1 pseudogene is annotated in these 383 nt (G+C 35.2%); it reads left to right on the top strand.

Features of this window, described 5'->3' with window-relative positions:
• A pseudogene (locus E5983_RS09570) lies at positions 1–383 on the top strand (hypothetical protein); the annotation flags it as partial.

Genomic DNA, 383 nt, shown 5'->3' with positions numbered 1-383 from the left:
ATTAGAGCAGTCATCTGAAAACCTAGCTAAGGCTAAAGAAAAACTAAGTGCTATTAAATTAGATTTGGAACAAAAGAATCAAACTTTAGAAAAGGCAAAAAGTGAATTAGAGCCTATGAAATCTGCAATGTTTGAAGCAGAAAGTAAGTATCAGGCCTTAATGACAGCCCATCGAGCTATGCTTGAAGAGAAACAGGCAGAACAATTACTAATGGATTATCAAAGTGTTGTGGCTTCTGGTGGTCAAGTAGTTCCTGTTGTTGATGAAACAGGTAAAGTTACATCCTACATCAATGGTAAATCTAATAAGGATGCTACAAGTTCTCTAGTAAATGTTTCAACTAAATTGATGTCAGGTGAGCATCAAGTAAAAGAAAGTTCCA

The organism is Streptococcus danieliae, from assembly GCF_009767945.1.
Classification (GTDB): Bacteria; Bacillota; Bacilli; order Lactobacillales; family Streptococcaceae; genus Streptococcus; species Streptococcus danieliae.
Note: the sequence above shows the minus strand (reverse complement) of the source record. Positions and strands in the feature narration are given on the sequence as shown.